Annotated in this window: 24 protein-coding genes and 1 pseudogene; 5 read left to right on the top strand and 20 right to left on the bottom strand. The window is 67.8% G+C overall.

Annotation, left to right across the window (positions count from 1 at the left end; all coding sequences use genetic code 11):
* Positions 1-22: 22 nt before the first annotated feature.
* On the bottom strand, positions 23-1822 hold the full coding sequence (ggt, locus tag ABZ915_RS16755) for a gamma-glutamyltransferase (protein ID WP_361802587.1): 1800 nt from the start codon (positions 1820-1822) through the stop codon (positions 23-25).
* A 104-nt stretch (positions 1823-1926) separates the two neighbouring features.
* On the opposite strand from ggt, the gene ABZ915_RS16750 reads away from it, so the two are divergent.
* Complete coding sequence (locus tag ABZ915_RS16750) at positions 1927-2691, top strand: hypothetical protein (RefSeq protein WP_361802584.1); 765 nt, start codon at positions 1927-1929, stop codon at positions 2689-2691.
* Positions 2692-2807: 116 nt separating this feature from the next.
* The gene (locus ABZ915_RS16745; protein ID WP_361802581.1) at positions 2808-4376 is read left to right on the top strand and encodes a CocE/NonD family hydrolase; all 1569 of its coding nucleotides are present in this window, start codon (positions 2808-2810) and stop codon (positions 4374-4376) included.
* Positions 4377-4512: 136 nt separating this feature from the next.
* Here ABZ915_RS16745 and ABZ915_RS16740 read toward each other — a convergent pair whose 3' ends face one another.
* From ABZ915_RS16740 to ABZ915_RS16715, 6 genes are all read right to left on the bottom strand, one after another.
* Complete coding sequence (locus tag ABZ915_RS16740; RefSeq protein WP_361802578.1) at positions 4513-4929, bottom strand: DUF6278 family protein; 417 nt, start codon at positions 4927-4929, stop codon at positions 4513-4515.
* Between the two features lie 79 nt (positions 4930-5008).
* Entirely contained in the window at positions 5009-5797 is a 789-nt protein-coding gene (locus ABZ915_RS16735; RefSeq protein ID WP_361802575.1) for an exodeoxyribonuclease III, read from the bottom strand.
* 57 nt (positions 5798-5854) lie between these two features.
* On the bottom strand, positions 5855-6490 hold the full coding sequence (locus ABZ915_RS16730; RefSeq protein WP_361802572.1) for an MBL fold metallo-hydrolase: 636 nt from the start codon (positions 6488-6490) through the stop codon (positions 5855-5857).
* Positions 6491-6538: 48 nt separating this feature from the next.
* Positions 6539-7837: a 4-carboxymuconolactone decarboxylase gene (gene pcaC / locus ABZ915_RS16725; protein WP_361802569.1), complete on the bottom strand. Its 1299-nt coding sequence runs from the start codon at positions 7835-7837 to the stop codon at positions 6539-6541.
* Positions 7838-7941: 104 nt separating this feature from the next.
* A complete protein-coding gene (locus tag ABZ915_RS16720) occupies positions 7942-8127 on the bottom strand; it encodes a hypothetical protein (RefSeq protein WP_361802566.1) in 186 nt (61 codons plus the stop codon).
* Positions 8128-8561: 434 nt separating this feature from the next.
* Positions 8562-9194: a type III effector protein gene (locus ABZ915_RS16715; protein WP_361802563.1), complete on the bottom strand. Its 633-nt coding sequence runs from the start codon at positions 9192-9194 to the stop codon at positions 8562-8564.
* A gap of 128 nt (positions 9195-9322) precedes the next feature.
* On the opposite strand from ABZ915_RS16715, the gene ABZ915_RS16710 reads away from it, so the two are divergent.
* The 3 genes from ABZ915_RS16710 to ABZ915_RS16700 all read left to right on the top strand — a co-directional run bounded on the left by ABZ915_RS16710 (position 9323) and on the right by ABZ915_RS16700 (position 10744).
* A complete protein-coding gene (locus ABZ915_RS16710; RefSeq protein ID WP_361802560.1) occupies positions 9323-9754 on the top strand; it encodes an Hsp20/alpha crystallin family protein in 432 nt (143 codons plus the stop codon).
* A gap of 100 nt (positions 9755-9854) precedes the next feature.
* Entirely contained in the window at positions 9855-10250 is a 396-nt protein-coding gene (locus ABZ915_RS16705) for a DUF2267 domain-containing protein (protein ID WP_361802557.1), read from the top strand.
* A gap of 56 nt (positions 10251-10306) precedes the next feature.
* Positions 10307-10744, top strand: a complete 438-nt coding sequence (locus ABZ915_RS16700; protein ID WP_361802554.1) for a DUF2267 domain-containing protein — start codon at positions 10307-10309, stop codon at positions 10742-10744.
* 177 nt (positions 10745-10921) lie between these two features.
* On the opposite strand, the gene ABZ915_RS16695 is transcribed toward ABZ915_RS16700, so the two are convergent.
* The 13 genes and pseudogenes from ABZ915_RS16695 to ABZ915_RS16635 form a co-directional block, all read right to left on the bottom strand.
* Positions 10922-11125 carry a cold-shock protein gene (locus ABZ915_RS16695; RefSeq protein WP_123545149.1) on the bottom strand — a complete coding sequence of 68 codons (204 nt, stop codon included), beginning with the start codon at positions 11123-11125 and terminating at the stop codon, positions 10922-10924.
* Between the two features lie 243 nt (positions 11126-11368).
* Positions 11369-11707 (bottom strand): MerR family transcriptional regulator, encoded by a 339-nt coding sequence (locus ABZ915_RS16690; protein ID WP_361802551.1) that lies wholly within the window; start codon positions 11705-11707, stop codon positions 11369-11371.
* A 1478-nt stretch (positions 11708-13185) separates the two neighbouring features.
* Positions 13186-13494: an SCO5918 family protein gene (locus tag ABZ915_RS16685; RefSeq protein WP_361802548.1), complete on the bottom strand. Its 309-nt coding sequence runs from the start codon at positions 13492-13494 to the stop codon at positions 13186-13188.
* Between the two features lie 46 nt (positions 13495-13540).
* Positions 13541-13944 (bottom strand): annotated as a pseudogene (locus ABZ915_RS16680) (CBS domain-containing protein).
* Between the two features lie 46 nt (positions 13945-13990).
* Complete coding sequence (locus tag ABZ915_RS16675; protein ID WP_361802545.1) at positions 13991-15484, bottom strand: DEAD/DEAH box helicase; 1494 nt, start codon at positions 15482-15484, stop codon at positions 13991-13993.
* Positions 15485-15828: 344 nt separating this feature from the next.
* Complete coding sequence (locus tag ABZ915_RS16670; RefSeq protein ID WP_006136369.1) at positions 15829-16032, bottom strand: cold-shock protein; 204 nt, start codon at positions 16030-16032, stop codon at positions 15829-15831.
* Between the two features lie 527 nt (positions 16033-16559).
* Positions 16560-17048 carry a GNAT family N-acetyltransferase gene (locus ABZ915_RS16665; RefSeq protein WP_361802543.1) on the bottom strand — a complete coding sequence of 163 codons (489 nt, stop codon included), beginning with the start codon at positions 17046-17048 and terminating at the stop codon, positions 16560-16562.
* Between the two features lie 1081 nt (positions 17049-18129).
* Positions 18130-18690 (bottom strand): adenylyl-sulfate kinase, encoded by a 561-nt coding sequence (gene cysC / locus ABZ915_RS16660; RefSeq protein WP_361802540.1) that lies wholly within the window; start codon positions 18688-18690, stop codon positions 18130-18132.
* Between the two features lie 69 nt (positions 18691-18759).
* On the bottom strand, positions 18760-20760 hold the full coding sequence (locus ABZ915_RS16655) for a S53 family peptidase (RefSeq protein WP_361802537.1): 2001 nt from the start codon (positions 20758-20760) through the stop codon (positions 18760-18762).
* Complete coding sequence (locus tag ABZ915_RS16650; RefSeq protein WP_361803837.1) at positions 20753-22519, bottom strand: ABC transporter ATP-binding protein; 1767 nt, start codon at positions 22517-22519, stop codon at positions 20753-20755. The genes ABZ915_RS16655 and ABZ915_RS16650 overlap by 8 nt, the downstream gene beginning before the upstream one ends.
* Positions 22520-22557: 38 nt before the next feature.
* Complete coding sequence (locus ABZ915_RS16645) at positions 22558-23874, bottom strand: NB-ARC domain-containing protein (RefSeq protein ID WP_361802534.1); 1317 nt, start codon at positions 23872-23874, stop codon at positions 22558-22560.
* A 108-nt stretch (positions 23875-23982) separates the two neighbouring features.
* Positions 23983-24978 carry a hypothetical protein gene (locus tag ABZ915_RS16640; protein WP_361802531.1) on the bottom strand — a complete coding sequence of 332 codons (996 nt, stop codon included), beginning with the start codon at positions 24976-24978 and terminating at the stop codon, positions 23983-23985.
* Positions 24979-25029: 51 nt separating this feature from the next.
* Complete coding sequence (locus ABZ915_RS16635; protein WP_361802528.1) at positions 25030-26244, bottom strand: cupin domain-containing protein; 1215 nt, start codon at positions 26242-26244, stop codon at positions 25030-25032.
* Positions 26245-26274 lie beyond the last annotated feature (30 nt).

Genomic DNA, 26274 nt, shown 5'->3' with positions numbered 1-26274 from the left:
GGGGTGAGCCCGTGGGCCCGGCCTACGGCGCCGGGTCCACCACCATCGCCGAGCCGCCGCCGCGCCGTACCTTCTCGGCGGCGGCCAGCCATTCGCCGTTGCCCAGCCGCTGCACGCCGGTCGCCGCGCCGATCTCGGGGTTGAGCGAGAAGGAGTGCCCGATGGCCTCCAGCTTGCCGCGCAACTCGCCGTTGTAGAGGCCGGGTTCGAGTTCGGTCTTGGCCGCGTTGCGCAGGCTGGCGCGGGGTGCGGCGATGGCGTCGACCAGGGGAAGGTGCCGGTCGAGGAACCCGGTGAGGGTCTGGAGCACGGTGGTGATGATGGTCGCGCCGCCGGGCGACCCCAGCGCCACCACCGGCCTGTCGTGCCGGTCGAGCACGATGGTCGGCGAGATCGAGGACCGCGGCCGCTTTCCGGGGCCCGGCAGGTTCGGGTCGTGCACGGCCGGGTTGGCCGGGGCGAAGGAGAAGTCGGTCAGCTCGTTGTTGAGCAGGAATCCGCGGCCGGGCACGGTGATGGCGCTGCCGCCGGTCTGCTCGATGGTGAGCGTGTAGGAGACGACGTTGCCCCACTTGTCGGCGACGGTGAGGTGGGTGGTGTTCTCGCCCTCGTACGTCGTCGGGGCGGCCGTGCCGCCGGCGGAGCAGGCCGCGGGGTGGCGCGGGTCGCCGGGGGCGAGCGGGCTGGTGAGGACCGAGTCGTCCTGGATCAGGCAGGCGCGCGAGTCGGCGTACTTCTGGGAGAGCAGTTGCCTCGTCGGTACGTCCTCGAAGGCGGGGTCGCCGACCCAGCGCCCGCGGTCGGCGAACGCGATGCGGCTCGCCTCGATGTAGTGGTGCAGGTACTGGACCTCACTGGCCTTGGAGAGGTCGGTCCTCTCCAGGATGTTGAGGGCCTCGCCGACCGTGGTGCCGCCCGAGGACGAGGGGGCGATGGAGTACACCTTCAGTCCGCGGTACGAGGTGTTCGTGGGCGCCTGGAGCTTGGCGCGGTAGGCCGTGAGGTCCTTGGCGGACAGCTTGCCGGGGCGGGCGTTCCAGCCGGAACCCTTGCCGACCGGCGGGTTGTTGACGGTGGATACGACGTCCTTGCCGAGGTCGCCGTGGTAGACCGCGCCGACGCCCTTCTTCGCCAGTTCCTCGTAGGTGCGGGCGAGGTCGGGGTTCTTGAAGGTGGAGCCGACGACCGGGAGCTGCCCGTTGGGCAGGAACAGCTTGGCGGTGTCCGGGAAGTAGCGGAAGCGGGTCTCGTTGGCCGCCGTCTGGGAGCGGAAGGTGTCGTCGACGGTGAAGCCGTCGCGGGCGATCCGCTCGGCGGGTCCAAGGACCGTGCCGAGTCTTCTGCTGCCCCACTTGTCGAGCGCCGTCTGCCAGGTCGCGGGCGTGCCGGGCGTGCCGACGCTCAGGCCGCTGCTGACGGCGTCGGCGAAGGCGAGGGGCTTGCCGTTCTCCAGGAAGAGGTCGGAGCCGGCGGTCAGGGGCGCGGTCTCCCGGCCGTCGATCGTGTGCACCGTACGGGACTTGGCGTCGTAGTAGACGAAGTAGCCGCCTCCGCCGATGCCGGAGGAGTAGGGCTCGGTGACGCCGAGCGCGGCGGCCGTGGCGACGGCGGCGTCCACGGCGTTGCCGCCCTTCTTCAGCACCGCGATGCCGGCGGCGGAGGCGTCGGCGTCGACGCTGGCGACGGCACCGCCGTACCCGACGGCGACCGGGACCTTCCCGGGGACGGCACCGGCGGCGGAGGGTGGCGCTGCCGCCCCCACCGACACCATGGCGGCCGAGACCGCCAGGACCGACAGTTTCCGTGCGACAGGGCGACGCATCCGCACCTCCAGCCAGAGACCGTCCAGGCAGCTTAGTGCATCGTCATGGTCACGTCAGGAACGCGTCGAACACCGGTACGCCGGACCCGCTACCATGCGCGCCCATGAACGACGACGTGCGCAATATCGTACTGGGCGTGGTGGCAGCCGGCATCAGCGCCGGGCTGGGCTGGATCGCCCGCACGTATCTGTGGAAGCGGAAGCTCCACCGCAAGCAGGGCTTCTTCGGTCTGCCGGAGAACTCGGAGTCGTTGCTCGTCGTCAACCGCGACCCCGCCACGTCCGAGCCGGCGGTCCATCGTTTCGACGTGTTCGCCCTCCTGGAACTCGCCGCGCTGATCAAGGACTGCGGGGCGCACCTTCAGGTGGTCACCCAGGACACCGTCCAGCAGGGATTCGGCGAGCGCACGGAGTTCTGCGTGGGCGGTCCCGGCTCGAACCGGCGCATGCTGGCCCACATGTCGGCGATGCTGCCCGGCATACGCGTCAACGTGGATCCGGAGCCGGGCCCGGACCGCGGCGCCTTCCAGATCGGCAGCGAGCGCTACCGCATGGAGCCGGGCGTCACGGAGTACGTCCTGCTGGCCCGGCTCACCGCGGGCGAGCGGCGCGAGGCCCGGCCGGTGTTCCTGTTCTGCGGGCAGCGGGCGATCACCAACCAGGCGGCGACCCGGTACCTCGCCCGCAACCACGAACGGCTGACCCGCAAGCACGGCGGCAACTCCTTCGTCCTGCTGCTGAAGGTCGTCAACTCGCAGGCGTACGGCCCCGACGTGGTGGAACTGGTCGCGGACGTGACGCGGGCGGCCCAGGCGCCGCTGCCGGCCCCGGAGGCCTCGCCCGCGCGCGCCTCACACCGCGCCTCCTGATTCCGTTCACACGGCAACAATCTTTACTCGCGCGTAACTTACCGACGGGTTACCTGGAGTAAGTCATCCCGGTTACCGTCGGGTCACTTTGCACTGACACGAGTGAGGAGTGACCCGTGGGAACCCATCGCCAGGCCCTGCGTACGACCGCCGTGGGCGCCGTCTCCGCGACACTGATCGCCGGTGGCGTTCTCGGGCTCGCCCCGACCGCCCTGGCGGCGCAGAACAGCGTCCGCTTCGTCGACATCACCGGCGACGGCGGCACGGTGCTCAAGGCGAACGTCGTCACGCCCGCGGGGGCCGACGGCTCGCGCAGCTACCCGCTGATCGTGCTGCCCACGAGCTGGAGCCTGCCCCAGGTCGAGTATCTCGCCCAGGCCCAGAAGCTCGCCGACTCCGGTTATGTCGTGCTCACCTACAACGTGCGCGGATTCTGGCAGTCCGGCGGCGAGATAGAAGTGGCGGGGCCGCCCGACACGGCCGACGCCTCCAAGGTGATCGACTGGGCGCTCGCCAACACCCCGGCGGACCCGGCGCACGTGGGGATGGCGGGGGTCTCCTACGGCGCGGGCATCAGCCTGCTGGCCGCCGCCCACGACAAGCGGATCAAGGCCGTCGCCGCGCTGAGCGGCTGGGCGGACCTGACCGGTTCCATCTACTCCGGCCGGACCGAGCACGTCCAGGCCGCCGCCCTCCTGGACGGCACGGCCACTGTCACCGGGCGCGAGAGCCCCGAAGTGCGCCAGGTCTTCGACGACTTCTACGCCTCCGACCTGACCAAGGAGCCGGATCTCATCGCCTGGGGAAAGAAACGTTCCGCCGCGACCTACCTCGACCAGCTGAACGAGAACCGCCCGGCGGTCATGATGGCCAACGCCTGGGGCGACACCATCTTCCCCGCCAACCAGTACACCGACTTCTACGAGCGGCTCACGGGCCCCAAGCGACTGGAACTCAGGCCCGGCGACCACGCGACCCCCGAGCTGACCGGCCTGTTCGGGCTGCCCAACGACGTGTGGAGCGACACCGACCGCTGGTTCGACCACTACCTCAAGGGAGCGGACAACGGCGTCGACCGTGAGCAGCCGGTCCGGCTCAAGTCCCGTACCACGGGCGGTTACGAGGGCTACCCCGACTGGAAGTCGGTCACCGCGACCCGCCGGAAGATCGCCCTCGAGGGCTCCACCACCATCCACGCGAACGTCGACTCGGGCGCGGACGGCGGGGTCGTCTTCCTCTCCAGCATCCTGGACCAGGTGGCCCAGCTGCCGCCCGTCGCGTCGCTTCCGCTGCTCCCCCGCCGCTGGGCCGCGGTGTGGCAGTCGGAGAAGTACGCCTCCGCCCAACAGGTGCGCGGCACCGCGCGCTTGCACACCACGCTCACCCCGACCAAGGAGAGCGGCACCCTCGTCGCCTACCTGTACGACGTGGGTCCGCTCGGCCTCGGCAAGCTGGTCACCCACGCCCCGTACACCTGGCACGGACGGACGCCCGGCCAGTCGTTCGACGTGGACCTGGATCTGTTCTCCACCGCCTACGACGTCCCGGCCGGGCACCGTCTCGCCCTGGTCGTGGACACGGTCGACCCGCTCTACATCGAGCACAACCCGTCCGGCGCGCAGCTGACCTTCTCCTCACCGGCGGACGACCCGTCATACGTGTCCGTACCGCTGCGCGAGCAGTGATCGCCGGCTGCCGCCGGCCGGGTCTGGCTATGTGAACCGCCACCCCACGAAGGGCACATCCTATGCGACGACCACCGGTCGGGGAGCCGACCGGGGTCGCCGCCCGGTGACCGGGGGCCCAACGGGCGGGCTGTGCCTAGGACTCGGCGACCTCGGCGTAGAGTTGCGAGAGCTCCGGCACCCCGCTCGCGGCCCACTCGTGGCCGGACGCGACGACGTCGAACTCACGGCCGGACGCCAGCCGTACGACCGGTCCGGCGGGCCGGATGTCCCACAGGGCGCCGGGCACGGTGCGCACGATCACCGTGCCCAGGTAGAAACCGGCGTCGTTGCCCAGCCAGGGCAGGGTCTCCTCGTCGTCGCGCCAGCGCGGCAGCACCTGGTCGAGCGCCTCCAACGAGGCCGGGGAGTCGTCGAGTCTGACCCCCGCCTCCTCCGCCTGGGAGCGCAGCAGCTCGCACTCGGAGAGGAGGTCGGCGACGCCCTCGGGGTCGGTGGGGAGCATCGCCTCCCCGGTCTTGGGGTGCCGGTGGCCCAGGAAAGGGATGTTCATGCCTCCAGCGTGGCATTCGCAGCGCCGTGCGCACCACAGCCCGGGCGCTGGTGTCGTGTCCTCTACACGTCCTCCACGTCTACGCGTCCTGCACGTCCAGGTCGACCACGACGGGCGCGTGGTCGGAGGCGCCCTTGCCCTTGCGCTCCTCGCGGTCCACGTAGGAGTCCTCGACCGCCTTCGCGAACGGTGCGTTGCCGTACACCAGGTCGATGCGCATGCCACGGTTCTTGGGGAAGCAGAGCTGGCGGTAGTCCCAGTACGTGAAGGGGTGGTCGTACTTCAGCGGGCGCGGGACGACGTCGGACAGGCCCGCCTCGCGCAGGGACGCCAGGGCGGCGCGCTCGGCGGGGGTGACGTGGGTGCTGCCCTCGAAGGCGGCCACGTCGAAGACGTCGTCGTCGGTCGGCGCCACGTTGTAGTCACCGAGCACCGCGAACGGGCGGCTGCCGCCCGCGTCCCCGGCGACGGCGGCCTTCAGGGCCTCGAACCACTGGAGCTTGTAGGCGTAGTGCGGGTGGTCCACCTCGCGGCCGTTGGGCACGTACACCGACCAGACGCGGACCGGGCCGCAGGTCGCGGCGACGGCCCGGGGCTCCACCGCGCCGTCGTAGCCGGGGTCGCCGGGCAGGCCCTTGACGACGTCCTCGAGGCCGACGCGGGAGAGCACCGCCACGCCGTTCCAGCGGCCGGTGGCGTGGACCGCCGCCTCGTAGCCCAGCTCGCGCAGCTGGTCGAACGGGAACTGCTCCTCGGCGATCTTGGCTTCCTGGAGGCAGAGCACGTCGGTGCCGCTGCTCTCCAGCCAGGCCAGCAGCCTCGGGAGGCGGGCGGTGATCGAGTTCACGTTCCAGGTCGCGATGCGCATGTCTCACAACCTACCCGGCGGGTCCGACAACGCGGTCCGCCCGGCCTCCCGCGGTGGTCAGACCTGGGCGGACGAACCGGGTGCGAGCCGCAGGTGCTCGGCGCCGCCCAGGGCGTCGATCTGGCGGTCGTAGATCGGGCGGGCGAGGTCGGTGAGCAGGGCGTCGTGGATGTCGTAGGCGCGCTGCGGGCGCACCTCGCGGACGTAGTCGATCACCTCCGAGATCTTGTTCCAGGGGGCCATGACCGGGAGCATCAGGGTCTCGACCGGCAGGCCGGGGACGGTGAGGGCGTCGCCGGGGTGGAAGACCTTGCCGCCGTCGACGAGGTAGCCGACGTTGGTGATGCGCGGGATGTCCGGGTGGATCACCGCGTGCAGTTCGCCGTGGACCTGTACGTCGAAGCCGGCGGCGGTGAAGGTGTCGCCGTGGCCGACGGTGTGCACCCGGCCGGGGAAGGCCGCGGCGAGCTGGTCGGCGACCGACTCCAGGGTCCACAGCTCGGCCGCGGGGTTGGCCTCCAGAGCGGTCCGCAGCCGGCCCTCGTCGAAGTGGTCCGGGTGCTCGTGGGTGACCAGGAGGGCGTCCGCGCCGGCGGCGGCGTCCTGCTCGCTGAAGCCGCCGGGATCGACGACGAGCGTCCGCCCGTCCTTCTCCAGGCGGACGCAGGCGTGGGACATCTTCGTGAGCTTCATGGCTTCCATCCTGCCTCCCGCCGCCCCGCGGACGCCGTCCGGACCGGATCAGCCCTCGGGCGTGGTCTCCTCGCGGATGACCTGCTGGGCCACCCGGAAGGCGCTGTTCGCCGCCGGTACGCCGCAGTAGACGGCCGCCTGGAGCAGCACCTCCTTGATCTCGCCGGGGGTCAGTCCGTTGCGCAGGGCCGCCCGGGTGTGGACGGCGAGCTCCTCCAGATGGCCGCCGGCGACCAGCGCGGTGAGCGTGACGCAGCTGCGGGTGCGGCGGTCGAGGCCGGGGCGGTCCCAGATCTCGCCCCAGGCATAGCGGGTGACGAACTCCTGGAAGTCCCCGGAGAAGTCGTCGGCCTGGGCGAGCGCGCGGTCCACGTGCGCGTCGCCGAGGACCTCCCGGCGGGCCTTCAGACCCGCGTCGTAGGGGTCGGGTCGCCCGGGCAGCTGCTGCGGTACGGCGACGGCCGGGGCGATCTCGGCGATGGGCCGGGCCTGCGGCGGCACGGCCAGGACCGGCTGGGGAGCGATCGCCGGGAGGGCCGTATGGCCGGTGGCGTGCTCGTGGGCGGGCTGCCAGGCGGTGGAGAAGTGTCTGACCAGCAGGTCGGTGACGGCGGCGGGCTGCTCGACGGGGACCAGGTGGGAGGCGCCGGGGACGACCGCGAGGCGGGCGTCGGGGATGCCGGCGACGAGGGTGCGGGCCTCGGCCGGGCCCGTGACCTGGTCGTCGGAGCCGACCAGGACGAGGGTCGGCACGCCGACGCGGCCCAGTTCGGGGCGCACGTCGAACCCGGCGAGGGCCTCGCAGGCGGCGATGTAGCAGCCGGGGTCGGTGGTGCGGACCATCTGCACGGCCCATTCGGTGATCGCGGGCTGGGCGGCGGCGAATCCGCTGGTGAACCAGCGGTCGGGCGAGGTGCGGGCGATCGGGTCGAGCCCGTTGGTCCGTACGATCACCCCGCGCTGCCGGAACTCGTCGGCCGTGCCGAACCGCGGCGAGGCGGCGACCAGCGCGAGCGAGGCCAGCCGCTCCGGGTGGCGCAGGGCCAGCTCGATGCCGACGGCACCGCTGAGCGCGCAGCCCGCGTAGCCGAAGCGGTGCACCCCGAGCCCGTCCAGCATGGCCAGCAGCCGCGCGGTCAGCTCGGAGACGGACCCCGCCGGGTGCGCGGGGGCGCCGCCGTGCCCGGGCAGGTCGAACCGGAAGATCCGCCATTGCCGGGCCAGTTCGGGGACCTGCCGGTCCCACATGTGCCATGTGGTACCCAGTGAGGGACCGAGGATCAGGACCGGGGCGTCTTCTGGCCCGTCAAAGCGGTATTGCAGGGTGTTCATCGGTGTCTCACTCACCCGCCTGACCCTCTCATCTGTCACGACAGCCCTTATGAGCGGGGTGCTGGCCGTACCTGTTTGACCAGGTCGAAGACCTCCCGGGCCGCGTAGCGTTTGAGGCATCAGACGATTTCGCGCCGGGTCTTGCCTTCCTTGATCCGGCGCTCGTAGTAGTCCTGAGTACGCGGGTCGACCCGCAGACGGGTGAACACGATGCGGCGGAGCGCGGCATTCCCCTGCCGGTCGCCACGCCGGTTGAGGCGACGGAACTGCCGAACGCCGTCTTCGGCGAGGACGTCATCGCCCACTACACCGAATTCCTCGACCGTCGCCGGGCCAAGCGGCCCCCGACGGAGTACCGCCGACCCACTGACGAGGAATGGAGTGACTTCCAGGAGCACTTCGACAAGCGCAAGGTCGAACTCGGCTCCTGCGGACGCCCTTACGGCACGCCCTGCGCGCATGAGCACGCCTGCATCCGATGCCCGATGCTGTCGATCAACCCCGAGATGCTGCCCCGGCTCGACGAGTTGGAGGCCGACCTGCTGGCCCGCCGCCAACGCGCGATCGAACGAAGGCTGGCGCGGTGAGGTCGAAGGACCCGACCTCACCCTGAAGTTCCTGGCCAGCAAGCGCGCCCAGGCTCGCCGGGCCGCTGCTGCCACAGGCAGCGTGGACCTGGGCATGCCCCCACGGCCCGGGGCCCGAGAAGGCACAGAACCGAGAACCGGAATGGATGGGTTCAGGGGGGTGTGAGGGTGTCGAGCCGGGCGGCGAGGTCGGGGTGGGCGGCGGCCAGGTGGGGGCGGGCGGCCGTCAGGGGGGCGATGAGGTCGGCGGGGTCGTCGTGGGCGAGGGCCGCGTGGAGCTCACCGAGCGGGCGGCGGGCGGCCGGGGGAAGGTCGGTAAGGGCGGTGATCTGGCCGGCGAGGCGGCGCAGGTCAGCGGCGTTGGCGCGCGCCCACGTGGCGGTGGTGCGTTCGGCAGCCCGGGCCTGGCGGGTGGCCGTAACCCGTTGCTCACCGGTGGTCCCGGCCGGGCCGGGACGGCCGCGCAGATAGCGGCGCTCGGCGGCCTGGCGGCTGGCGACGCCAAGGGGATGTGCGAGGTCCGCCCAGCTGGCTCCCGCGTCCCGGGCCGTTTCGATCAGGCCGGTCTCCCACCTGGCGAGCTGCTCGCGCACCTGCCGCAGGAGCATCAGGGAGGCCAGCGCATGCTCGGCGCCGGGGCCGGGCGCATCCGGGGTGTCCGGGGACTCTCGCTGGGCGTCGCGCAGGGCGTCGTCTATGGCGTTGAGAGCGGCCGCCGCGGCGAGGAATGACGCCGGGCGGTGGGCGTTCGTACTGGTCGTGGGCGGTTGGTCGGCTGCGGTCACGGGCACCTCCCTCAGTTGGTCATCACATAGACGACATCGTGTTTGTCATCCATTGGATGACATGTTACAACGGTGTCAGTGAGGCGCATTGGCAGCCACTGCCTGAACCTGCTGGAGGTGTTTTCACGATGTTGATGCGCACTGACCCCTTCCGTGAGCTGGACCGGCTGGCGCAGCAGCTGATGGGCCCGGGCACCTGGTCCCGCCCGTCGGCGATGCCGATGGACGCCTACCGCGAGGGCGACGAGTACGTGGTGGCCTTCGACCTTCCGGGCGTCCCCGCGGACGCGCTCGACATCGACGTCGAGCGGAACATGCTCACCGTCAAGGCCGAGCGGCGGCCAGTGGCGAAGGCCGACGACGTGCAGATGGAGCTGTCCGAGCGGCCGCTGGGCGTCTTCTCCCGCCAGATCGTGCTCGCCGACACCCTCGACACCGAGCACATCCAGGCCGACTACGACGCGGGCGTGCTCACCCTGCGCATCCCGATCGCCGAGCGCGCCAAGCCCCGCAAGATCTCCATCGGCGTCGGCTCCGGCCGCAAGGAGATCTCCGGCTGACACCGGCCGGACGGGTGCGGAGGACGGGCACCTGATCTCCCCCTCACCCCGCCCTCCGCACCCCTCTCGGGCAAGCCGAAGAAGAGGGGTGGCGGCTGAGATGATTCTGCGACGCGAAGCGTTCCTCGGCCACGTGACCGAACGCGGCGAGTACGACACTCTGGAGGAAGCCGAGCGCGCGGCCCGTGTGGTACTCGCCCTGCTCGGCGCGCATCTGGTCGGCGACGTCCGCGCCCGGCTGGCGGCACGCCTGCCCGAGACGTTCGCCTTGATCCTGCTCAACCCGCTGCAGAGCGCCGAGCCGCTGCCCCCGGAGCGGTTCGTCCGCGCAACCGCCGCGTGGATCGAAGGCGCCACCGAGCAGACCGCGGCCTGGGACGTCAGTGCCGTGCTGTCGACGGTCGCCGACGCCGCCGGCGAAGACCTGCTGGGCCAGATCCTGCTCCAGCTCCCCGTCGGCTACGACCTGCTCTTCGGCCGCCCCCAACCCACCTGACCATCCCGTCCCCCGGTGCCCGAACACCGGCCACAGCAAGAAAGGCAACCACCCCCGTGATCTCCGACCGGCACGCACCGTCCCAGCAGCCGTACGGGACGGCATACGAGCAGATGCTGGAGAAGGTCCGCTACGAGGGCGCCTACCCCACCCGCGAGACAGCCGACGAAGCCGTCCGCCTGGTTCTTGCCGGCCTGGGGCGCCAGGTGACCGGCGACGAACGCGTCGACCTGGCCGCCTGCCTGCCCCTGGAAGCCGCACGCGTGCTGACCGCGCAGATCCCGGACACCCAGCCGCTGACCGGCTGGGCCTTCGTCAAAGACCTCGCCGCCCGCACCGGCGCCTCCCTGGCCACCACCCGCTGGGACACCGGATCCGTCTTCTCCGCCGTCGCCACCTACGCTGGCCCCGACCTGATCACCCGCATCCTCCACCAGCTCCCCACCGGCTACGCCCTGCTGTTCGGCCGCGCCGAACTCACCCCCGCCGCGTAGACCGCGACGTACGTGCTCGGAGGGTGATCAGGGGCCGCGCAGCCATTGCTGCGCGGCCCCTGATCTTGTGCCGGCCCGGCACGAGATCAGGCGCCTTCGTCCACGTGGGCGGCAGGGCCCGCACGGGCGGCGGCCACCGGACGCGGCGTGCGCGATCCCTCGGGCAGGTCTGCGAGGTCAGGCCGGGTTGATGTTCTCGGCCTGCGGGCCCTTCTGGCCCTGGGTGACGTCGAACGTCACGGCCTGGCCCTCCTGGAGCTCACGAAAGCCTGTGGAGTTGATCGCGGAGTAGTGCGCGAAGACATCCGGGCCGCCGCCGTCCTGGGCGATGAAGCCGAAGCCCTTCTCCGCGTTGAACCACTTCACAGTTCCCGTAGCCATGGTCATGCCTTCCAGTCGATGAACGCCTCCCACTCCATGTGGCAGACGGAGGTGATCGCCCTGGTCCCTGCGGCACAGCACAGCAAAACGCCCACACCAAAGGCGTGGGCAAGAGGGAATTCCGAACCACGACAGCTGACGCAGACGCTACACGCCCACACGCCGCGTCACCACAGGAAAAGATCAATCCGCACACCGAGACCGTGCGCGCGATGCCCGCCGGCGCTGACGGGCACGCTCATCTCATTCTGCTGCCGTCGGGTTCGCTGATTCGGCGGCGCGGCGATATTCGGCATTGATGCGCTGGGCTTCCTCGAGCTGGTCTTCGAGGATGACGATGCGGCAGGCGGCCTCGATGGGGGTGCCCCGATCGACGAGTTCCCGGGCGCGGGCGGCGATGCGCAGCTGGTAGCGGGAGTAGCGGCGGTGGCCGCCTTCGGAGCGCAGGGGGGTGATCAGGCGGGCTTCGCCGAGGGCGCGGAGGAAGGCGGGGGTGCTACCGAGCATCTCGGCGGCCCGGCCCATGGTGTAGGCGGGGTAATCGTCGTCGTCGAGACGGCCGAACGTGTCATCTGCTGTCATTGCACCTCTCTGTGGAACGCGTCGAGGGGCCCTGATGCCAGACGGCACCAGGGCCCCGAAGGAACTACTACACCATCTGCCGGCCCTGACACTGCACCGGCCCTCTGTTTCCGCAGACCCGACCGAGACGCTGTCGGGGTCGCGGGGATCGCGGTTGCTTGACCGGAGACCACCTCACTATCGATGTCCTGCGGTACCCGGGTCCTGGACTTCCACCCGGGCGATCCTGATGGCGCTCGGCTCCTCCGTTCTTCCCTCTTGATCAACTACTCACTAACGGAAACCGCGGACTGCTGGTACTGCAAACTGCTGGCGGCCTCGAACAGCGCCACCTTCGGCAGCCGGCCCCGTCGCCTGTCCTGCGTCTGCTCTGGCTTGGAACCCCACTGCCGAACCTCCCGGTGCGCGCGCCCGCAGCCGACGCCTTCACCGAGGTACCGCTCACTGACTTCACTGCTGGGTACCGCGAACTTGCACTTACGGGTACTGCCACTGCGGTACTGCTCATGGCGGCCCCTGATCACTGCGGGCCACCCGGTCCGGTCGTCAGTCCCGTCGCCGTCCTGCAACCGCTCTGGCTTCGGAACTCCACCACCGCACCGTCCTGCGCACTGCAACTGCGGTACTGCTGCCCGGCAGTTCATCTCTGCCGGGCCTCGCTCGATCTCGGCTACGAGAGAAACCATAACCACACCGCCACCCAATGTCTACTCTGGCTGGCATAGATTTCCGCATGCTCGAAGACTAAGTAATCCGCCTCGACCGGTCCATGGGTGGTTCAAGCAGCTCCGAGGCCCAGTCCGGCGCTCACAGTGACCCACCGCCGCGCAGCACGTCGGGCCGAGCGTGACGTCGCCGACCGCGCCGCGGCTACCGTCGGCGGGCACCGGCCATCACCGCGTCTCGTGAAGGACACCACCGAGCGGGACGGACGCTTCCAGCCGTGACGCCCCGCAGGCCGGCCGTTGACGGGCGCGGCACGAGGGTCTGCACCGCCCTCGACGATCCCGGGATGATCGAGCAGCTCGTGGAAGTGTGCACGCGGGTGCCGCGATCCGCGGGTCGACGCTCCTGCTGCCGCCTCAGCGCCTTGGCGAGGATCGGCTTCCTCGTCCCGGGGCACTCTCCCGCGCTCGCCCAGCCGGTGGCATCGCCGCGGATGGGCCGCTTGCGCGAACCGGCACGTCCCCGACTCGAGCCAGACCATGGCTGCCGAGACACGGACTCACGGCAGCAGGTGCCGTCATGCGTCGACCGTGGTTCTCAGTCCCCTTCAGGCAAGCACTGTGGCTCTGCGGGGTTGGCGGGTTGAGGGGGCGGGCACAGGGGTTGGCAGGCACGCGCAGGGCATGGCCGAACCAAGGACCGGGGTGACCCTGGTGATCACGGTGATTGCCGGCGCCACAGCCGTCCGTTCCACAATGGCCGTCGCCGACGCACACTGCTGGTCAAATGTCGGCACGTGCCCGTTTACCCAATCAGACCGTCACGGGGGTGCCGAGCATCGCGGAGGCGTGCTGCAGCGAGCCGGGGATGCCCACAGGCGCGGCCTCGGGGAGAGCGCGGCAGGTGAAGCCGAGCTGGGTCATGGCCCGGAGAACTTCTGCGGCGCTGAAGTCACGGCGGTCCTGGCGGGTGATGACTTGGCCGACTTGCTTGACGGGGTAGTGGCGGCGGCCGATGATCACCGATTCTCCGGTGACCGGTTCGGGCTTGATGCCCTTCATCGATTCCAGCACTCCGCCCTTGGTGAGCTCGAAGGGGAAGCGGGCGATGACGCAGCGCATGTGGCCTCACAGGGAGAAGGAACGGTCCGACCAGGGGCGAGGCGTTTCAGTGGGAGAGGGCGAGGATGCCCAGGGCGCTGCCTTGCTCGTCTGCGACTCGCAGAGCACCGAGCCGACGGGAGCGCATCACGTGCTCGGCTTCGCCATCGTGGTCACGGGTGAGGTGGACGATCCGTGGTCGCCGAGGATGTCACGCAGACGGACGCGGTCCGTGTGAGCGCCGCTGTCACGGACGGCGGTGAGGTCGGTTCGGGTCACCAGGCCGATGCGCTGGTCGTCCTGGTCGCAGACGACCAGTCGGCCCGTGCGTGCGGCGGCCATGACGGCCAGCGCCACCTCGACGCTCATATCGTCACAGACCTGCGGTCCGGCCGCGTCCATGACCTCCACCGCCGTCCTGTGCACGGGGTCGGCGTCCGCCGAGCGGGGCTGCGTCTGAATCAGCGACAAAAGGTGCCTCCTGCGGAGATGGGTCAACTTTCCGATCACGAAGGTTCTAGGCCACCGTGTCGAGGACTGGACGGCGTACGGGGGCGCGCCGGGTCGCCGAGGAAGGGCGGCGTCGGCCTCGGGAGGAGGCGCTGCGCTTGGGGCGTTCGACCACCGGTGCGGCGATGACGACCGGGATGCCGGACGGGGCCTGGGCGCCGGTGATCCGGCTCAGGGCCTCGTCTCCCGAGCGGATCTGGGTGGTCTGCGGCCGGATTCCGGCGTCCGACATGAGGCGGACCATGCCGCGGCGCTGGTTCGGTGTGACCAGCGTGACGACGCTGCCGGACTCGCCGGCGCGGGCGGTACGGCCGCCGCGGTGGAGGTAGTCCTTGTGGTCGGTCGGCGGATCGACGTTGACGACCAGGTCGAGGTTGTCGACGTGGATGCCACGCGCCGCGACATTGGTCGCCACCAGCACGGTGACGTGCCCCGTCTTGAACTGCGCCAGCGTGCGGGTGCGTTGCGGCTGCGACTTGCCGCCATGCAGCGCGGCGGCGCGTACCCCGCTGTTGAGCAGCTCCTGGGTCAGCCGGTCGACGGCGTGCTTGGTGTCCAGGAACATGATCACGCGGCCGTCGCGGGCGGCGATCTCGATCGTGGTGGCGTGCTTGTCGGCGCCGTGAACGTGCAGGACGTGGTGCTCCATCGTGGTGACCGCACCGGCCGACGGGTCAACCGAATGCACGACGGGGTCGGTCAGATAGCGGCGCACCAGCAGGTCGACGTTGCGGTCCAGGGTGGCGGAGAACAGCATGCGCTGCCCCTCCGGGCGCACCTGGTCGAGCAGCGCGGTGACCTGGGGCATGAAGCCCATGTCGGCCATCTGGTCGGCCTCGTCCAGCACGGTGATGCCGACATGGTTCAGCCGGCAGTCGCCGCGGTCGATAAGGTCCTTGAGCCGCCCCGGTGTCGCGACGACGACCTCGGCTCCGCCGCGCAGCGCGCCGGCCTGCCTGCCGATCGACATGCCGCCCACCACCGTGGCCAGCCGCAGCCGCACGGAACGGGCGTACGGGGTGAGCGCGTCGGTCACCTGCTGCGCCAGCTCACGCGTGGGTACGAGGATCAGCCCCAGCGGCTGGCGGGGCTCGGCACGCTGTCCGGCGGTGCGGGCGAGCAGGGCGAGGCCGAAGGCGAGGGTCTTGCCGGAACCGGTGCGGCCGCGGCCCAGGACGTCACGGCCCGCCAGGGAGTTCGGCAGCGTCGCTCCCTGGATCGGGAACGGTGCGGTCACACCCTGCCTGCCGAGTTCGGCCAACAGCTGCTCGGGAATGTCGAGATCGGCGAAGCCCGCAACGGCGGGCAGCGCGGGGGTGATCGTCCTGGGCAGCGCGAACTCACCTTGCGCTGCGGCTGACCGGCGGCCGTAACCGCCGGAGCGGACGAGGCCGCCGGAACGGCGCGATGCCTGCGAGCCCATGCGACTGCCGCCCTTTCCGGCGTCGGCACTGCCGTGACGGGAGCGGTCGAAGCGATCGTTCGTGCGTGTGCGGTTCATGCGGAACCTTCCTCGATGTGGCGCATATCAAGGAATTCCCACGGCAATGAGCGGCATGGAGAATTACAGGTATGGACCGGTGGCAAAAGAAAACAGACTCGAGCCGCCGGAAATATCCGGGGCGCAGGTGCTGAAATGGGTGACGCAACGGGGACCTTGAGATCCAGGCGTCGGCTGCGGCGTAGCTCTTCAGCACGCTCCTACATCACCGAAGGAGGAGCCGCACGTGACGAGACTGCCAATTCCCCCGAGTCGCCCGCAGTTGAAATCACTGCGGGAGATGCGTGCAGCTGGGGCCCGCACCCCGAAGGATGCGGGCCCCAGCTACAAAATGTGCGTCAGCGTCAGGCCGGAACGATGTTCTCGGCCGTCGGACCCTTCTGGCCCTGCGCGATGTCGAAGGTTACCTTCTGGCCTTCGAGGAGCTCACGGAAGCCCTGCGCGGCAATGTTCGAGTAGTGGGCGAACACGTCGGCGCCGCCACCGTCCTGCTCGATGAAGCCGAAGCCCTTTTCCGCGTTGAACCACTTCACAGTACCCGTAGCCATGCCATATCTCCTTCGGGGCAGTACATCGGGATCCGCACTGCGCGGACGCCGTGTCGCCGCAATGATTACCCCGTCCGGAAATGACCGGAAATACAGAAGCGCCTCCAACCGACAGAACCCGGTGGGGCACTTGAAGTTTCGGGAACCACAACTGCAACCGAGATCGACAGTAGCACACTGGAACGGCCCGTGCACATTCCGAAATTCCGCTCCACTCAGTGCGACAAAAACTCTCAATACGCGGTCCGCCAAAGCCTCACTTCGCAAGCACAGATATTGCCCCACTCGGAGTGCTGCGTTTCAGGAAGAGCGGTCTCACAAAGTGCAACCCTGACCGCCAGGGCGGCGACGACGTACGCGGCTGTCCGTAAGACGCCTTCGAAAGGCGTCCAGCAGCACCCTCGCCTCGCTCCTGATGCGGGGGACAGGCCGCCGGCGCAGGCGGTCCCCCACCAGGGCAGAGACGACGGCACACACGGAGCGCGCCATGCGGGCGAAGCAGGTGCCCTGCGAACCGGCACATGGCGTCATTCCGAAGGAATGCGGAACTCGAATTCGGGACGGTCCCACGGCACGGCGGGCGGGTTCGCGAGCGCGGTCCCGGTCCGCACTGCACCGGCGCGGTGGTAGAAGTCCTCGGCGGGACGATGCGACACGACCTTGACGCGGTCGAGCCCGGCGGCACGGGCCTCGGACTGCATATGCGCGACGAGCAGTCGTCCAATACCCCGTCCTTGCGCTTCATCGGCGACGAACAGCAGGTCGAGCTCCGGTGGAGCGAGGACGAGCGAGTAGAACCCGAGGACCCGGCCTCCATGCTCGTCGGCGCCGACGGCTACGAAGGCGCGGTGGGCCTCGATGTAGTCAGGACCGACCCGGTAGCCCGCGACTGCGGCTGCGTACTTACCCTCGTAGGCGCCTGAGCCACGCACGAGCCGCGTGAGCCGTTTGGCATCCCGCGCGACGGCCCTCCGTATCGTGATCGACTGGCCGATCGGGGAAGTGCGTGAACTCATCGGGAGAGTATTTCGCACCGGTGGGTGCCTTCCTGCGGCGGGCCTGCTGCTCGGGCAGGCGTTCCCGCACCGCTCCCGGGAACCGCTCGCCCAGGCCCCGACCGACCACGTCACTGCCGCCGGAACAGGTCGCCCGCCAGCAGCAGCTGGACGCCCGAACCGCTGCGGAGTATCCGACACCAGGCGAGACACCACCCACTCGGAAGCCTCGCCCGGCCGCGCCTTGGGGGCTTCTCGTCGAACTCCGCTGTCACGCGCCTGTCACCGACTGCGTCGACTCCCCGGAGCGTATGCCCTGACCTGGCATGACGCGGTCTTCTTGGACTGGCCTGGACACCCACGGACAGGGTTTACAACCTGTGCCATGTCGTGCCCAGTGAGGGACCCAGGATCAGGACTGGGGCGTCTTCTGGCCCGTCAAAGCGGTATTGCAGGGTTGGTGTCTCGCTCACCCGTCAGACCCTCTCATCTCTTACGGGATCTCACATGGCCGGTCCCAACCTAACGGCTCTTGTCCCTCTCGCTACGACGTGCCCGCACCGCCGAAGGCCTCGAGGGTCCAGGTACGTGTTCTCCCGCGTGTACTCGTGACCGGGTCGACAGCGGGTCCTGCGGGCGCGTGCCCTTTCCCGGGCCCGGTGTCCAAGAGCTTCCTGCCTCGTCACAGCATCCGAGCGATGCAGGTTGCAGCTTGAGTGCCCTGGTGGGCGACGGGCCGTAGCCGGACGGACCCTCCCGATCACAGCTATCGGCCCACAGCCGGTAGCCGGACTCCGGGTCAACCTCGATCTTGCCGGCCGTACGGCTTGGCAACTCGCTCGCCCGGTGGACCGCCCGGTGCACGCCCGCCCCTCCACCGCACCCCCGTGCAAGGATTCCCACACTGTGGCGGCTTCGCGAAGATTCGCGGCATCCGGCTTCACGTACCACTTCTCGGTGGCCTTCACATGCGTACGTCCCCCCCCCAGCGGTCACAGAACCACTGGTACTCCGCCAGCGACCAGGTCGTCATCGACGCCGACGCCCGGCTGATCGTCGCCGTCCGCCGTCCTCGGCATGATGGTTCACAAGGTGGGTGCGCTCACACCAATTCCCGGGTGGCGAGCAAGTGCCACACATCGTTCACCGACTCCCGGATGCTCTGGGTGTGCGACTGGATGCGCAGGTCAGGAGCCCCCGGCACCTCGTACGGGTCGTCGACCCCGGAGAGCCCGGACGTCTCACCCCTCGTCTGCTTGGCGTACAGGCCCTTCACGTCTCGCTTGCGGCACACCTCGACCGGAGCTGCCACATGCACCTCTACGTATGCCACCCCGGCCTCCTGGTGTCGCTTGCGCACCGCCTCACGGCCGACCGCGTACGGGGCGATGACCGGAACGAGAACAACGATGCCGTTCCGGGCCAGAACTTCCGAGAGCACCCCTATGCGCTGTACGTTCGTGTGCCTGTCCTCGCGGCCGAAGCCCAGGCCCGCCGCCAGGGACTTCGGCAACTCCTCGCCGTCGAGCACCGCGACTCGGCGCCCGTCAGTCAGCATGCGGGCCGCGAGCTCGTGCGCGATCGTGGACTTGCCGGCGCTCGGCAGTCCGGTGAGCCAGACGGTCATTCCTGGCCGACACCTGCAGAACTCTTCCTGCTTCAATCTTCTCCGCCCCTCAACCGGCCGACCGCAGACGGAACCAGGGGATTTCCGGTCCCGACTCTGTTCGGGCTACTGGTAGGAGTCCAGATAGTGGCGGTTCGGCGAGCCGACACCCGTGGTGTTGTCGTAGCCGGGGTCGGCCCGGAGGGCGGCAGCACCTTCACCGTCGTGTCCGGTGGTCGCGAGGTAGGTGAGCAGCGGACCCTTGGCGTTCCGTTGGTCGGTGTACTTCCTCATCACCCAGGACAAGGTGTGGTTCGGGCCGAGCGGAGTGTCAGTCACGTCGTTGTACGCGGACGTTCCGTAGCGGAGGTAGATCGCGGGATTGGCGAAACCCAGCGGCCTGCCGTGCTGTGCCTGTTGAACCAGTGCCTGGATGCCGGCGAAGAGCGGGCAGGACAGACTCGTCCCGCCGGACCGGCCCTCTGTGTATCGCAGCGTCTTGCCATCCGGCATCCGCACGGTTTCGCCGACCGTCATGCCAGTGAGTGGATCTGCGTCGAGCGCTACGTCCGGAACGACTCGCATGGGCTTCGCACTCCTACGCCCGCCGGGAAGACCGCGGCTGAGCGCGGTGGGTACGACAGCCGCTTGATACCAGGGCTGCTCGTACATGATGCTGGTGCCGCCCCCCGACCCTCCGGACCAGTCCTGCGGATACCTGCCGGGCGGGGGAGCCGTCCAGTTGGTCCCGCCTTCTGCGAGCTTGATCCTGTACTGACCCCAACTTGTCTCGTAGGCATAGCTGTTGTTCGCATTGAGCATGAGGGATGTCCCTCCGACCGCGGTCACCATGGGGTCCGAAGCCGGATAGTCCACCTGGAGACGTCGGGATCCGCTTCCGTGACCGGCGCTGGTTGCGGGGTCTTCGTAGCCCGCGTCTCCCGACGAGACGTAGAAGCCGATGCCTTCGGCCGCGCCTTGTTCGAAGATGCTGTGTGCCACCAGACGGTCCTGCACGGGATAGCCGTCCGTCGGCGATCCCCAGGAGCAGCTGACGATGTCGGCCAGGCGCTGGTCGACAACCTTGACCAGGGCATCATTGAGGGCACTCGTGGTGCAGTTCTGGGCGCCCACATAGACGATGCCGGCATCGGAGGCCATCGCATGGACGGCTTCCACGTCTTTGGCTTGCTCCGAGTACCAACCGGGGGCGCCGCAGGTGTTCATCTGGTCCCATGTGGGACTGAGCACTTCGCGGTACTGACCGGGATTCAGGGGAATATGGTGGTCGCGTGAGTACCGGGCAAGGTCGGTGGCCATGGTGGGTGAGGAATAGGCATTCACCACGGCGACCGTGACGCCATGACCATTCAATCTCCGTCGGTCCGCTCCGTACGCGGCGCGCAGTTGCTCCGGCGTATACGAACAGGGCACCCATGTCGGCTTGTTCCCGTCCTGGCTCGCGAAGTCAGCCTCCTGAGGTTCTCCTCCAGAACTGCAGCGCTTGGGCCACCAACGATTCTTGGGCGGCGGTGGGAGGTCTTTGGAGCTCTTCGCTGTTTCGGTCTCGTGGTCCAGCCCGGTCACTGTCAGAACTGCAGGTGCAAGCCTCCTGGGGATCCTGGGCAGCGTTACGGGCGCGATGCCGGCCCTGCCGTTTCCGGAGAAGGAGTGCAGGGAGACCGACAGCGCCTTCTGGGTTTTCACTACGGAGCCGCTGACGGTCACATAATGGTCCGTCTCGCCCGTCACGCGCAGCCCTTGCGAACTGGCCCATGATGTAATCGACGACATCTGAGCGGCGGTTGGACCGAACCGGCTATGGAATTCCCTCGGTGACAGGAAGTGCCGGTACAGAGGGTCCCGAGGACTTGACACTGCCCGCACATACCGCGACAGGCCGGCTCGATCGCGTGCGGCAAACCATATGCGCGCCTCGACAGGAGCGTCGCCCGCCGCCGGCCCGTGGTCGGCGGCGGGAGTGGCCCAAGCGGGTCTGCTGACGGGTACCTCGTAGGTCTCGGCGTGGCCCGCGAGCCCGCCCGGCCCGATGACGATCGACGCCGTGGCGACGGGAAGTGCTATGGCCCCTGCCAGTCGGGCGGACTTCCACCACTTGTCACGCACTTCGCGTTACCTCCCGCACTCGGCTTTGGCTGTTCCTGGAGGTGACACCCCTTGTGAACATGGCGGCATAGGCACCACCGCGGGAGACGAGGTCCTCGTGTGTACCACGCTCTTTGATCTTGCCTCGGTCCAGGACGACGATTTCATCTGCATCGCGCGTTGTGGAAAGCCGATGCGCGATGGTGATCACGGTCCGGCCGGCCGACAGCGTCTTGAGGGCTTGCTGCACAGAACGTTCGGTCTGGGTATCCAGGGCACTGGTCGCCTCGTCCAATACCAGAACCGGAGGATTACGCAACAAGGTACGGGCGATGGCGATGCGTTGCCGCTCTCCCCCTGACATCCTGAGCCCGCGCTCACCGACGACCGTGTCGTACCCCTCCGGCAGTGCCGCAATATGCCCGTGAATCTGAGCGGCTTTGGCCGCTTCGATCAATTCTTCATCGCTGGCGTCCGGCTTGGCGAACCGGAGATTCTGCGCGATGGTGGCGTGAAACAGGTACGTCTCCTGGGCTACGACCCCCACACTGGATGTCAGAGTGGCGAAGCTCAAGTCACGGATGTCCGCGCCGTCCAGCGTGATGCGTCCAGCAGTTACGTCGTACAGCCTGGCCATGAGATAGCCGATCGTGGTCTTTCCCGCACCTGTTTCACCAACTATGGCGAGGCTGTTGCCGGGCAGCACGTCGAAACTTATCCGACTGAGCGTCTGAGCGGCGTCCGAGTACGCGAAATCGACGTTCTCGAACCGCACGTGACCCTTGATGTTCACGAGCGTGGTGGGCTGGTCTGATTCAACGATCGTGGTCGGAAGATCGAGGTACTCAAAGATCCGCTCAAAGAGTGCCATTGATCCCTGAATCGCGACTCCGATTCCGAGGAGGGTCAGTGTAGGATTAAAAAGACCCTGCTGTAGAGAAACAAATGCGATAAGAGTGCCGAGCGAGATGGCTGCGTGTCCGTTGGCCGCGGTGATGCCACTGGACCAATAGATGGCCACCGGCATGAGTGCCATGACCGTCTGGATCACCGACTGCCGCCAGCGGCCCGCCATGTTCGAGTGCACCTGAAGGTCGCTGAGGGCCTTGGACTCGACAGCGAACATCTCGGCCAGCTCTTTGGAGCGTCCCATGGTGCGAGCCAGCAGAACGCCACTGACGGAAAGCTGCTCCTCCACCATGGCGGACATCGATGACATCTGCTGCTGCCGCTGGCGAGTGAATGCTCTTCGCAACTCTCCGACCCGGCGGCTGATCAAAATGAACAGAGGCAGGACCGACAAGGAGACCAATGCCAGGCGCCAGTCCATGATCAGCAGCGCAATGACGCTGGCAGTCACGGTGGTGAGGCTGGACACCAGAGAACTTGCCGTGGAGGTCACCGTCGCCTGCATGGCGCCGATGTCATTCGCGATACGTGACTGGACTTCGCCGGTGCGAGTTCGCGTGAAAAACGCGAGTGGCAGTTCCTGGAGATGGGTGTAGATCTCCGTTCGGAGATCGTGCATCACCCGTTGTCCCACGAAGGTGGAAATGAACGACTCCAGTACCGAGATGGCGCTGCCCGTGACGGATGCGAGTGCCATACCCAGAGCCAGTGCGGACAGCAGGCCGGTACGCCCCTGGGGCAGGGCGACATCGAAGAGTTCACGCACCATGAGCGGGACCGTCAGGGCGATGAGTGATGAACTTCCTATCAACGCTGCAATGAGGACGAGGCGGCCTCGATATGGGCGAAATAATCTGATTATTCGCAGCAGTGAAACTCTTGAGGAACCCTCCGGCAGTGCATGATGCTTCAATGCCCCGTAACCTCGTCCAGTCGTTCTCTGGCGTAGTGCCAGATGAGTCTGTTGATCTTGTAGTGCCCGGGTTTTTCGCTTTCGATCAGGTTCTCCTCCGCGAGCCAGTCGAGAGCATCCATGAGAATTTCCTCCCCCATGCCAGAATATGGCCGAACGGAGAGTAGCTGCGTGACGGTAAAAGTTCTCTGACGTACATTGCCCAGGCCGTCGAATATCCGGGCAGCAGGTGCGGGGAGATTGCGATAGGACCAGGACAGGAGTTCTCGGATGCTGGACTGCGGATCGCCCGGAGTGTCGAAAGGACTGAGTTGGCTCAGTCGACCGGCCAGGCGTGTGACGATCTCCCGCAAGGCGGCGTGCGGCTGGTCTCGTGCCCGCTCCGCCAGGACGCGCAGGGCAAGTGGTGAACCGTCGCACATGGCCAGCAGTCCGGCAACGGCCTCTGGCTCGCGCTTGCTGCGCGCCTCTCCCACGGAGCTCTCGAACAGCTCCCGAGATTCAGCGTCGGTGAGGGAGTCGACGCGGATGCGTTGTGCGCCGTCGCGCACCACCAACCCAGTCATCGAATTTCTGCTGGTAACGACGACCGAACAGTGGGGAGCCCCAGTGAGCAGGGGGCGGACCTGCTCGGCCGAGGCCGCGTTGTCGAGCACGATGAGCATGCGGAGATCGGCCATTTTTGACCGATACAGGGCAGAGCACTCCTCCTTCGACAACGGCACACGGTGATCGGGGACGCCCAAAGCACGCAAGAAGCGCCGGAGAACTGATTCCGGGGCGAGTGGGGGCTGCGCGTGGTAACCCCGGAGGTCCGCATAGAGCACACCGTCAGCGAATCGCCCCGCTACTTGGTGCGCCCATCGCAGAGCGAGTGCCGTCTTGCCGACTCCCGGCGCTCCGTCCAGGAGTGCGACCGCGGAGGCATTGACCGAGCCGGCTCCAGGTAGAGCGTCCAGCTTCTGCAGCGCGTCACGGCGTCCGACGAAGTTCAGGGGTGCAGGCGGCAAATGCACCAGTGCCACCCTTGGTACGGCCCGGCCCTTGGCGTGCTCCCGTGGTCCGGCTCCGGAGCCTCGATGCCTGAGGTTTGGTGGCACGTAGACGGTCCCGATCAGCTCGTTGGTGTCCTGTTCGCTCAGCCCCATGGCCGCTGCGACAAGTTCAAGTGAATGGCGATAGGGACGCTGGGTCGAACCCCGCTCTATGTCTCTGATTGCACGAATACTAAGTCCGGAAGACTCCGCTAACTGTTCTTGGGTCATTCCGGTTGTTATTCGCAGTTGTTTAATACTGGTTCCAATATCCCCCATAAAGAGAAAGTTACATGAGGCCATACCCGCGTTGGTAAATCTCGAGTAAAAATACAGACGAGATACGGTCAGTCGCGATGCAGACGGCCTTGATTCGGGTGGTTTGGGTCAGTTTACGGCACAACTCAGCTTCGAGAGCCGTTCCTCGATGCCAGCCGTCAGGTCGCGTATCTGCCGCGTCGTTTCCCGGTCCAAGGGTATTGAGGTAGTTGATTGCTGAAACTTCTTCGTCCCACTGGGGTCCTTGGAGTAGAAATGGCGGACCTGCGCCGCTCGTTCCGCTTCCTCGGCTGTCACCGGGATGCCGAAGTGACCGGCGATGGCTCGAATTGAGCCGGCCAGATCGCTTCGCACTGTGTCGTAGGCCACTACGAGATCGCCTCGTTCGCCGAGCTCAATACCCTTTGTGGCGGTCGACAACCAGGCCGCCAGGCTCAGGGCTTGCGCCGTCGGGAGACCGGTGAGGCCCGCCTCCCGCATCAAGGCCCTCCCAGTGCTGAACATCGAATGGTTGACGCGGCCCTTCCCGTTGGCCCACAGCGGAGGGGCCGCGATCTCGGACGCCATGACCTCCGCGCAGGGGCGCCACATGAAGACACGAGCGCTGTCTGGGAAGGCGGTCGGCCAAACAGGGTCGGCGAGGACGTTCCAGCTCGCGAACTTCCAGATCTGGTACTTCTGTTCCGCGGTCGTGGGGGGCAGGCAGCTCCTCTGCAGGGCTCGGAGCAACTCGTGTGTCATGGTGCCGTCCGAGTCGGCCGACATCGCCTTGGCCGCCGTAGCGGAGAGGAACGGAGACTCTTTGAGCGTCATGGCCTGCGGCATGGCGGAGAAGGCGTTCGCCATCAAGGTCGACCCGCAGCGGCCGGTATGAAAGATCATGCCCCGCAGGGGCAGTGACGGCTGATCCTGGAGAACGTCACACACTTCCCCCCACTCACCGGCCAGAGCGAACGGGCGTGGCCGTTCACGCAGCCGCCGCTCGATCGTGTCGATCATGAAGGGTTCGGTGAACGCCTCACCTGACATGTCGAGGCACCCGGCTGTCGAACTGTCCGTGTCGAAGTCATACATGACCATCGAGCGTCCGGTTGGCTTGAGCATGAGCTTCTCCACAGGTGGGGGAGCCCGCGCAGAGCGGGCTCCCGGACGGAATCAGAACGTGAGGAGGCCTTCCCGCACGAAGGTCTGCGCCAGGACCATCCGCCCCGGCAGGTCAAGACGGCCAGGGATCTCGGCGGGGCTGAACGTCGAAGTGCTGCCCGACACGACCCACATCACCTGCTCCGCCACCTGGGCCGGCAGCTCGACCGACTTGTTGTGGAAGGTGACGCTCACTGTGGAATCGCTCTGCGACACGTGGCAGAGCACACCTTCTCGACGACGCAGACGGGTCTCGGGAGTCAGATCCCTGAGGTGCTCCAAGTCACGCAGATGCCCCGAGAGCTTCGGCGAGTTGAAGGAGACAGCCTGCGCCACCGTCTCGTCCATGACCTGTGCCGGAGACAGCTGCTCCTGCAGGGCGTTCAGCAACTCGCGGAATGTGCCGCCTGCGATGCCCTGAAGGTCCGGGTTTCCGGCAAAGCCCAGGGGCAGGCCACGACGAAATCGCACGTCCTCGTCGAAGAGCTTCTGCATGGCCGTCTGCAGTATCGAAGCCCAGTTGGCCTGGTGTACGCCGATGGTGAGATGGATCGACGCTTCGTCGTTGGACGAGGCGGCGTGCACCTCACCGCGAGGAAGGTAGAGGAAGTCGCCGGACTGCAACGTGAGTTGCCGGGCGGGGGTGGAATCGTTGTCGAACTTCTCGCCGAACTTGGGGCGTCCGGCCAGCGGCAGTTCGTAGGGGGCTCCGTACAGGCGCCATTGCTTGCTTCCGTGGACCTGCGCGACGAGCACGTCGTGGGTGTCGTAGTGGGGCTTGAAGCCTTGCGCCTTTCCGGCAGGCGTCAGATAGACGTTGACCTGGAACCCCGCACTTACCTCAGCGCCCAGGGCGTGGGTCAGGCGCTGCAGCGGCTCCCACCGGTCGTCGAGGGAGTTCAGTACCACGGTTGAGCCGGAACGATAGTGGTCGTAGATGGCTTCCAGGGTGTTCGTACGCCCTTGTGGGCCGCGCTGAGTCATCTCCGAGATCGGTGTTTCATGGCCGTCGACGACCACGCGTATGGTGTCGAAACTCGGGCCGGCCAACATCAGCAGCCGGTCCACGTCGTCGAGCGTCAGCAAATCGGCGTAGTAGTTCGGATCCTGCCGTTCTATGTACAACGGCTTCTGTTCCCAGTAGTCGTGCTGGAACTGCTTGGTCTCGACGGGGGAGATCAACCGCGACAGGTCAAAAGCCGTGGTGGTTTCTTCGCGATGATTCATTTCGATCCGTTCGTGTTCGTGACAGCTCTT

Source organism: Streptomyces sp. NPDC046915 (assembly GCF_040644935.1).
Taxonomy (GTDB): Bacteria; Actinomycetota; Actinomycetes; order Streptomycetales; family Streptomycetaceae; genus Streptomyces.
The sequence above is the reverse complement of the archived record's forward strand: the minus strand, read 5'-3'. Positions and strand labels throughout refer to the sequence as shown.

Coding starts and splice junctions, on each gene's coding strand:
- ABZ915_RS16665 (WP_361802543.1), bottom strand. CDS start 17,048: ATGAGTTCACGCACTTCCCCGATCGGCCAGTCGATCACGATACGGAGG.
- ABZ915_RS16750 (WP_361802584.1), top strand. CDS start 1,927: ATGAACGACGACGTGCGCAATATCGTACTGGGCGTGGTGGCAGCCGGC.
- ABZ915_RS16640 (WP_361802531.1), bottom strand. CDS start 24,978: ATGCTCAAGCCAACCGGACGCTCGATGGTCATGTATGACTTCGACACG.
- ABZ915_RS16635 (WP_361802528.1), bottom strand. CDS start 26,244: ATGAATCATCGCGAAGAAACCACCACGGCTTTTGACCTGTCGCGGTTG.
- ggt (WP_361802587.1), bottom strand. CDS start 1,822: ATGCGTCGCCCTGTCGCACGGAAACTGTCGGTCCTGGCGGTCTCGGCC.
- ABZ915_RS16730 (WP_361802572.1), bottom strand. CDS start 6,490: ATGAAGCTCACGAAGATGTCCCACGCCTGCGTCCGCCTGGAGAAGGAC.
- ABZ915_RS16645 (WP_361802534.1), bottom strand. CDS start 23,874: ATGGGGGATATTGGAACCAGTATTAAACAACTGCGAATAACAACCGGA.
- ABZ915_RS16675 (WP_361802545.1), bottom strand. CDS start 15,484: ATGAACCGCACACGCACGAACGATCGCTTCGACCGCTCCCGTCACGGC.
- ABZ915_RS16735 (WP_361802575.1), bottom strand. CDS start 5,797: ATGCGCATCGCGACCTGGAACGTGAACTCGATCACCGCCCGCCTCCCG.
- ABZ915_RS16685 (WP_361802548.1), bottom strand. CDS start 13,494: ATGCGCTGCGTCATCGCCCGCTTCCCCTTCGAGCTCACCAAGGGCGGA.
- ABZ915_RS16695 (WP_123545149.1), bottom strand. CDS start 11,125: ATGGCTACGGGAACTGTGAAGTGGTTCAACGCGGAGAAGGGCTTCGGC.
- ABZ915_RS16670 (WP_006136369.1), bottom strand. CDS start 16,032: ATGGCTACGGGTACTGTGAAGTGGTTCAACGCGGAAAAGGGCTTCGGC.
- ABZ915_RS16690 (WP_361802551.1), bottom strand. CDS start 11,707: ATGACAGCAGATGACACGTTCGGCCGTCTCGACGACGACGATTACCCC.
- ABZ915_RS16710 (WP_361802560.1), top strand. CDS start 9,323: ATGTTGATGCGCACTGACCCCTTCCGTGAGCTGGACCGGCTGGCGCAG.
- ABZ915_RS16740 (WP_361802578.1), bottom strand. CDS start 4,929: ATGAACATCCCTTTCCTGGGCCACCGGCACCCCAAGACCGGGGAGGCG.
- ABZ915_RS16705 (WP_361802557.1), top strand. CDS start 9,855: ATGATTCTGCGACGCGAAGCGTTCCTCGGCCACGTGACCGAACGCGGC.